At 61.6% G+C, this 7,348-nt stretch carries 6 protein-coding genes; 4 read left to right on the top strand and 2 right to left on the bottom strand.

Annotated elements, in window-relative coordinates; genetic code table 11:
* Together U9R81_RS10070 and U9R81_RS10065 are read right to left on the bottom strand one after the other, a co-directional pair.
* Positions 1–1,458: SMC family ATPase (locus U9R81_RS10070; RefSeq protein WP_322495330.1), on the bottom strand; the 1,458-nt coding region annotated here is incomplete at its 3' end.
* A gap of 46 nt (positions 1,459–1,504) precedes the next feature.
* Positions 1,505–2,002: a hypothetical protein gene (locus U9R81_RS10065; protein ID WP_322495329.1), complete on the bottom strand. Its 498-nt coding sequence runs from the start codon at positions 2,000–2,002 to the stop codon at positions 1,505–1,507.
* A gap of 128 nt (positions 2,003–2,130) precedes the next feature.
* Here U9R81_RS10065 and U9R81_RS10060 point away from each other — a divergent pair, with 128 nt between their 5' ends.
* From U9R81_RS10060 to dnaK, 4 genes are all read left to right on the top strand, one after another.
* Positions 2,131–2,892, top strand: a complete 762-nt coding sequence (locus tag U9R81_RS10060) for a TerC family protein (protein ID WP_322495328.1) — start codon at positions 2,131–2,133, stop codon at positions 2,890–2,892.
* 6 nt (positions 2,893–2,898) lie between these two features.
* Positions 2,899–3,825, top strand: coding sequence for a LysR family transcriptional regulator (locus U9R81_RS10055; protein WP_322495327.1), 927 nt, complete (start codon positions 2,899–2,901; stop codon positions 3,823–3,825).
* A gap of 294 nt (positions 3,826–4,119) precedes the next feature.
* Entirely contained in the window at positions 4,120–5,358 is a 1,239-nt protein-coding gene (locus U9R81_RS10050; RefSeq protein WP_322495326.1) for an NAD(P)/FAD-dependent oxidoreductase, read from the top strand.
* Positions 5,359–5,455: 97 nt separating this feature from the next.
* Entirely contained in the window at positions 5,456–7,333 is a 1,878-nt protein-coding gene (gene dnaK / locus U9R81_RS10045) for a molecular chaperone DnaK (protein ID WP_322495325.1), read from the top strand.
* Positions 7,334–7,348: the final 15 nt, after the last annotated feature.

The following is a 7,348-nucleotide window of genomic DNA, read 5'->3' as shown; positions in this document are numbered from 1 at the left end:
GTCAACGGTGGCTTGCTCGTGGGTGCGGCGCGCCTGTTGCTGCGCTTCCAGTTCGCAGGCCGCCGCGCGGGCGGCTTGGGCAGCGGCGAGTTCGGCCTGCCATTGTGCAGCTTTGGCGAGCTGCTCTGCCAACCGGCGCTGATCTTGCTGGTAGCGGGTCAATTCGGCGTGGAGCGCCGTGGTGCGTTGATCTAGCTGATTGCGGAGGATGGTTTGGCGCGTGGCCAGATCGCGGATCTGGTTGAGGTGTTGCTCAAGCTCGGTGCGCTGGGCCTGTGCTCGCACCAATTGCGCATGCAGCGGCGCCAGTTCGCGCAAGCGTTGCTGCAACTGCTCTTCTTGGGTGCGCAACTCGGCCAAGCGGGCCACATCAGCGCACAAGCGGTCACGGGTCTGTTCGGCCCGTCCCAACTCCTCTTTCAAGCGGTCGCGTTCGGCCCGCCACGCTTCGCGCAACTCGTTTTTGCGCGCTGTCAGCTCATCGAAGCGGGTGCGCAACTCCTCTAGCCGGTCAAGTTCGGCGCGCGCGGCGGCCAATTCAGCCAACCCCTGCTCGATCACGGGCCGTTTGGCGATCACCTGCTCGGCGTGCGCAATCCGCTGGCTGAGTTCGGCCAAATCGCGCTCGTGGCGCTGAATCTCGCCGGCCAGCGCGGAAAGCCGGTTTTGCAGCTCGCGGTGGCGCTGGGCCAGCGCCTCTAGCTCGCGCAGGCGGGTGAAAGCAGTGGTGTAGGCGGTTTCCAGCGCAGCGCGGGTGGCTTGCAACTGCTCGCGCCGCTGGCTGGCGTCGGCAACCGCCTGTTGCCAGAACGGGACTTTCGCGGCAATCGGTTGGAGCGACTCAAGCTGGCCGCGTACCTTAATGGTCTCGGCCTCAAGGCTGCGCACCCGTTCGCGCGCGCGCTGTTCGAGTGCGGCGTATTCGGCTAGATCGAGAATCTCGGCCAATACCTCTTTGCGTTCCGCCGCCGTCGTGCTGGTAAACTCATCGGCCCGGCCTTGCAAGAGGAACGAGGCGTTGATGAAGGTGCGGTACGACATGCGCAGCAGGTCGTTGATTTTGGCCTGCGTCTCGCGGATGGTGTTTTCGCCGATCGGTCGCCAAGCCGCGCCGTCGAAACTCTGCACATCGAGCCATGTCTTGCCGGAACTAGTCCCTTTGCCGGTGCTGCGCCCGCGTTGGCGCTGGCGAATCACGCGATATTTCCGGCCATCCAGCGCAAATACCAGCTCGACCATCATTTCGGTCTCGCCTTGCGCGATCAACTCATCGTCGGCGCTGCGCGCTTCCCCCCACAAGGCCCATGTGATCGCATCGAGCAAGGTTGATTTGCCGGCCCCATTCTCGCCCGACAAACAGAGTACATGCAAGCCGTCAAGATCGAGTCGGAGCGGCGCGCCGTCGTCATCGGCGCGGTAGCACATAAAGTTGCGTAAGGCAAGCTGGAGTGGAATCATAGGGTTCGATGAATGTCACGATGGGCAGCGGAGCGTGATGAAGCCCTCAGCGGAATGTGCGCTGCTCTTGGATCATTTCCGGTTCGACGCCGAGGGCTTCGGCGATGCGGCGAATGCCGCGATCGTTGAAACTGACCAAGTAGAACGGCGCCAGCGGCAAGCGTTCGCCCGAACGCAACGCCACCAGCAAGCGATACTGGGCGCGGCGCAACACACGCACCTCAAGCCCTTTGACATCGGCCAGCGGGCGTTCTTGGCGGGCGCGGCCCAGCAAGCCATACGAGGTGACGGTAAGCTTGCCGTTGCGATGGTCGATCCGGCAAATGCCGAGCTGGCCGCCGGTGATGAGCGTAAACAGCATCAGACCGGCCAGCAGCGTAATCGACACCACTTCGCCGGTGGTTATGGTCTGCGCGCCGGTCAGGAATGGCTGCGCGATCGTGCCAACGCCATAGATCACCACGGCGGCGAAACTCCACGTCAGCCATGGGATGAAGCGCACGGTGAGCTGATCAGGACTGCGATGAGCGAGTTGCCACGTCATAGAAACACCACAAGCTGTATGCGAACCGCTACCATTATACCAATATCTGTGATTGACCGGCCTGCCGGCGAGTGCTACCATTAGCGCTGTGCGCGGCGCATCCGGCAACAGAAAAGGATACAGACGGTATGGAAGCCATCTTCTCGGTCGAGAATCTGCTGGCGCTGGTGACATTAACAGTGATGGAGATTGTGTTAGGGATTGACAACATCATCTTCATCAGCATTTTGGCCGGCAAGCTGCCCCCAGCGCAGCAGCGTCCGGCGCGGCAGATTGGGCTGAGCCTCGCGCTGATCACCCGCCTCTTGCTGCTCTTGTCGATCAGTTGGATCGCTAGTCTCACCCAGCCGCTCTTCGAGCTAGGGCCGTGGCATGTCACCGGTCGCAGCCTGATTATGCTCGGTGGCGGTCTGTTCCTGATCTACAAAGCCACAACCGAGATTCACGAGAAGTTGGAAGGCGCTGAGCATACCGAGCAATCGGCGGCAGCAGCGACCATGCAGGCGGTGGTGTTCCAGATCATCTTGCTCGATATTGTCTTTTCGCTCGACTCAGTCATCACTGCGGTCGGCATGGCCAATGAGCTGTGGGTGATGATGGCGGCGGTGATCATCGCGGTGGGTGTGATGCTCTTCTTGGCCGAAGGAATTGCGAAGTTTGTCAATGAACATCCAACCATCAAAATGTTAGCCCTAAGCTTTTTGTTGCTGATCGGCTTTTCGCTCGTCGCCGAAGGCTTTGAACTGCACATTCCCAAGGGCTACATCTACTTTGCGATGGGCTTCTCGGTGATGGTGGAAATGCTCAACCTGCGCGCAGCAGCCAAGGCTAAGGCGCGCCAGCCGGTGCAGTTGCACCAACGGTACGATACGACGAAACTAAGCCACTAACCCCCTATGCTCAATACTGTTCATTTGCAAACCTTTCTCGCCGTCGTCGAGACCGGCTCGTTCTCGGCGGCGGCCAAACGGTTGCATATGTCGCAGCCGGCGGTCAGCCAGCAGATCCGGGCGCTCGAAGAGCAGGTCGGCGGGGTGCGCTTGTTCCGGCGTAGCGGGCAGCAGATGGTGCTCACGTTAGCCGGGGAACAATTGCTTGGCAGCGCGCGTGAACTGGTAGCAATGGCTGAACGGGCGGTGCAGGCGGTAAGCGCGTTGCGCGGCCAGATTGGCGGGCGGGTGACGATCGGTTGTCAAATTGGCGGCGCCGAAGTGTTTTTACCGGCGTTGCTCGCCATCGTGCAACGCCAATACCCGGCGGTGACGGTTGAGGTCGAGGTGCAAAGCGCCGATCGCTCGTTGGAATACCTCACTGAGCGGCGCTGTGATGTCGTGTTGGTCAACGATGCGCCGCGCCGGCGCGGCTTTGAGTCGCGCTTGCTGGCCGGCGAGCGGCTGGCGTTGGCCGCGGCAGCCGGTCATCCGCTCTTGCAGCAAGATCAGGTGCCTTCCGGAATCTTACGCGACTACCCGCTAGCTTTACCGCAGATCGGGCATCCATTGCGGCGCGTGATCGATGATGGTTTGTGTCGCCGCGGTGTTAATGCCGCCGATCTACGTGTGGCGCTCGAAGCCGACAGTCCATTGCTGCTGCGGTCAGCAGTGGAGGCGGGCTTAGCGTTGGCGTTCTTGCCGGTCAGTGTGTTGCCGGCGCGGCTTGAACGGATAGGGATCGTCACGTTGGCCGGGCAGCCGCTGGCGTATGAATGGTACCTTGTTCGTTTGCGCGAACGATCGCCGGACCGTGTCGTCGATCTGCTCTACGAGACATTGTTAGGCGACGAGGCGCGGGCGACGCTGTTGCGGTTGGGGTTGGCGACGTAGCGCTGTTGTTATTCCCCTCCCCCAGCGGGGGAGGGGCTAGGGGTGGGGGCGTCAACGCAGCAACGCAGAGGGGGCAAAGGCGCAGAGATGGTAAACGCAAAGGCGCCGAGGTGGCAAAGCACGTAAAGGTTTTTTGGGTATGGCGATCATCCTCCGAGGCCTCGGTGACCTCTGCGGTAAATTCCACCCTCCCCTCCCCCAGCGGGGGAGGGGCAAGGGGGTGGGGGCCACCGCAGGGCTAAGAGTGAGAGCCGTTGCCCATGAGCACAGTTTTTGAACGATGACAGAGGTTGTATGTACGATGTCATAGTGATTGGCGCTGGCATCGCCGGCTTAGCGGCGGCAAACGCCCTCCATACCGCGGGTTATGAGGTGCTCGTCCTCGAAGCACGGAATCGGATCGGTGGCCGGATCTGGACGGACGAGCAGTATGGCCCGGTCGAGTTTGGCGCTGAGTTTATCCATGGCCACCGCGCCGCCACGTGGGAATTGGTCGGGCGCGCCGGCTTGCCCACCTCGCGCTGGGGCCGCGATCGCCGATTCGCGCTCGGCGGGCGGATCTTGGCCGCTGATGATCCGGTTGGGGCAGCCGTGCATACGCTCTACCAGCAGATCTGCGCGTATCGCGGCCCCGAAGTGACGGTGGCCGAATTGCTCGACCGGCTCGCGCCATCATCTGAAGCGCGCACCTTAGCCGGGCGCTGGCTAGCCAATATTGAAGGGGCCGACTTGAACCGGCTCAGCGCGGCGGCATTGGCGCGCGAACGGCGCTTGAGCACGATCGGGGAGGATAACTTTCATATCGACTGCGGCTATCGCCATCTGCTTGCACCGCTGAGCGCCGGGTTAGCGATCGAACTGGAAGCTGCGGTCACGCTGGTGCACTGGGATGCACAGCAGGTCGCGGTGGAGCTGGCCGATGGCCGCCAATTCCGAGCGCGTCAGCTTGTCATAACAGTGCCGGTTTCGCTCTTGCAGGCCGGCCAGCCGGCGTTTGATCCGCCGCTGCCAGCGGCCAAGCAAGTCGCCATCGCAGCCATCCCAATGGGCCACGTCACCAAGCTGGCGCTCTGGTTCGACCGCCAATGCTGGCCGGAGTTTACCGTGCTAAGCACCGATGGCGTGATTGCGACGTGGTGGCCGGTGACGAGCGCCCGCGTGCCAACCCTGATGGGCTATATGGGTGGCCGGCAGGCGCTGGCGGTGGCCGATCTGGGTGAAGCCGAAGCGATCGCAACGGCGTTGCGCGAACTGAGCGCCTTATTTGGCGTTGATGCCGCCGCCGCTTACCGCGCTGGCCGCTTGGTCGATTGGTCGCGCGATCCGTGGAGCCGGGGCGCGTACACCTATAGCGCTGCCGGCACACCGGCGGCCCGAGTCGCGCTCGCCGAACCGGTTGGCCCGCTGTTCTTTGCCGGCGAAGCCATCGTTACCGGCGCTGAAATCGCTACGGTGCATGGCGCGCTGGAAAGCGGGCGGCGGGCTGCCCGTGCAATCCTCTTACGCAACCATCAGATTCAAACACACCTCTAACATCCCGCTAGTGTATCATTGCTAGAAAACCGGTACACTACACACAGATACAACAGGCCCACATGGGTACGACAACATTGCAACGGAGGCAAGCACAATGGGCAAAATTGTAGGAATTGACCTTGGCACGACTAACTCGTGCATTGCGGTTATGGAAGGCGGTGATGTGGTCGTCATCCCCAACGCGGAAGGCAACCGCACCACGCCGTCGGTGGTCGCATTTGCCAAGAATGGCGAGCGGCTAGTAGGCCAAACCGCCAAGCGGCAGGCGACGATCAACCCTGAAAACACCCTCTATTCGGTGAAGCGCTTTATTGGGCGCAACTTTGATGAAGTGACTGAAGAGCGCAATCGGGTGCCGTTCAAAGTCGTGAAAGGCCCGCGCAACGATGTACGCATTTACGTGCCGCAGACCGGCAAAGAGTACGCGCCGCAAGAGATCTCGGCGATGGTCTTGCAGAAGCTCAAAGCTGATGCCGAGGCCTTCCTTGGCGAGCCGGTGACGCAGGCGGTGATCACGGTGCCTGCCTACTTCAACGATAGCCAGCGGCAGGCGACCAAAGATGCCGGTAAGATTGCCGGCTTGGAAGTGCTGCGTATTATCAACGAGCCGACTGCTGCGGCGCTGGCGTATGGGCTTGACAAGAAGAAAGATGAGACGATCCTCGTCTTCGACCTTGGCGGCGGTACATTCGACGTGAGCATCCTTGAGGTCGGCGACGGCGTGATCGAGGTCAAGTCGACCAGCGGCGATACTCACCTCGGCGGTGATGACTACGACGCTGCGATCGTCAACTGGATCATCGATGAGTTCCGCAAAGATCAGGGCATCGACCTGAGCAAGGATCGGCAGGCCCTGCAACGCCTCAAAGAGGCGGCTGAGAAGGCCAAGATGGAACTCAGCTCGATGATGGAGACCGAGATCAACCTGCCCTTCATCACGGCTGACGCCAGCGGGCCGAAGCACTTGGCGATGAAGCTGACGCGGGCCAAGTTCGAGCAATTGACCGCTTATCTGACCGATCGCCTGCGCGATCCGGTGCTGCGCGCGTTGAAAGATGCCGGCTTGCAGCCAAGCCAGATCGACGAAGTGGTGTTGGTCGGCGGTTCGACCCGTATGCCGGTTGTGCAAGAGCTGGTGCGCAAGATGCTCGGCAAAGAGCCGAACAAGAGCGTCAATCCTGATGAGGTGGTGGCGGTCGGCGCGGCGATCCAAGCTGCCGTGCTCGGCGGTGAAGTCAAGGATGTGCTGCTGCTCGACGTGACGCCGCTCTCGCTCGGTGTCGAGACGCTGGGCGGTGTGATGACTAAGCTGATCGAGCGCAACACGACCATCCCGACCCGCAAGACCGAAATCTTCTCGACCGCGGCTGATGGCCAGACGGCGGTTGACATCCACATTTTGCAAGGTGAGCGCGAGATGGCGGCTGACAATATCACGCTCGGTCGCTTCCGCCTCGAAGGTATCCCGCCGGCGCCGCGCGGTGTGCCGCAGATTGAGGTGACGTTCGATATTGACGCGAACGGCATCTTGAATGTGAGCGCGCGGGATAAGGCGACGGGCAAAGAGCAGCGTATCACGATTACCGCCAGCACCAACCTCTCGAAAGACGAGGTTGAGCGCATGGTGCGTGAAGCGCAGCTCCATGCCGCCGAAGACAAGGCCCGCCGCGAGCTGGTTGAGCTGAAGAATCAGGCTGATAGCCTCGCCTATCAGACCGAGAAGTCGCTCAACGAGTTGGGCGATAAGGTTGACAGTATCGAGCGCAGCCGGATCGAGGGCCTGATCAAGGATCTGCGTGAAGCGGTCGCCAAAGAGGATCGCAACCGCATCCAGCAACTCTCGAACGAGTTGCAGCAGGCGATGTTCAAGATCTCGCAGGCCGCCTACGGCAATGGCGCTGCGTCGGGGGCGGGCAGCAGCGGTGCTCGCAAGGATGATGGCGTCGTCGAAGGCGAGTATACGGTCAACTGATCGGCACTCTCTAAA

It is taken from the genome of Chloroflexus sp. (assembly GCF_034435895.1).
In the GTDB taxonomy this organism is placed as follows: domain Bacteria; phylum Chloroflexota; class Chloroflexia; order Chloroflexales; family Chloroflexaceae; genus Chloroflexus.
Note: the sequence above shows the minus strand (reverse complement) of the source record. Positions and strands in the feature narration are given on the sequence as shown.

What these genes read in the sequence shown, in the direction of transcription:
- U9R81_RS10065 (WP_322495329.1), bottom strand. Translation starts at nt 2,002, where the DNA reads ATGACGTGGCAACTCGCTCATCGCAGTCCTGATCAGCTCACCGTGCGC.
- U9R81_RS10060 (WP_322495328.1), top strand. Translation starts at nt 2,131, where the DNA reads ATGGAAGCCATCTTCTCGGTCGAGAATCTGCTGGCGCTGGTGACATTA.
- U9R81_RS10055 (WP_322495327.1), top strand. Translation starts at nt 2,899, where the DNA reads ATGCTCAATACTGTTCATTTGCAAACCTTTCTCGCCGTCGTCGAGACC.
- U9R81_RS10050 (WP_322495326.1), top strand. Translation starts at nt 4,120, where the DNA reads ATGTACGATGTCATAGTGATTGGCGCTGGCATCGCCGGCTTAGCGGCG.
- dnaK (WP_322495325.1), top strand. Translation starts at nt 5,456, where the DNA reads ATGGGCAAAATTGTAGGAATTGACCTTGGCACGACTAACTCGTGCATT.